Raw genomic sequence first — 389 nt, 5'->3', positions numbered from 1 at the left:
CCCGGGTTCAAAAACGTGAATGAACGAGGCGCGCCCGCCGGGTAACTCACGGGGTATCCATGTCCATTTCTGCGGCATCCAGCCAGGATACCCGTCCTCGCTGACGTAATATCCCAGCGCCGCACCGCTGTCATTAATCTGCACACCGGCACGGCAGTTCCGGCTGTCGCCGGTATTGTTCGGGTTGCTGATGCGCTTCGGGCTGACCATCCGGAACTGTGTCCGTAAAAGCCGCGACGAACTGGTATCCCAGGGGGCCTGAACGAACAGGTCACCGTGAAAGGCGTGCATGGCCACCCCGTCCCAAATCCTCATGGTAAACGAGCGGTGTCGCTCAACGTCAATGCAGCAGCAGTCATCCTAGGCAAACTCTGTCCATCCCGCTTCAA

The 389-nt window shown here is 59.1% G+C and carries 1 pseudogene; it reads right to left on the bottom strand.

Annotated features, from left to right (window positions below):
* A pseudogene (locus CRV02_RS14705) lies at positions 1-389 on the bottom strand (phage portal protein); the annotation flags it as partial.

Origin of the sequence: Arcobacter sp. CECT 8989 (assembly GCF_004116715.1) — a bacterium.
Lineage (GTDB): Bacteria > Campylobacterota > Campylobacteria > Campylobacterales > Arcobacteraceae > Halarcobacter.
The sequence above is the reverse complement of the archived record's forward strand: the minus strand, read 5'-3'. Positions and strand labels throughout refer to the sequence as shown.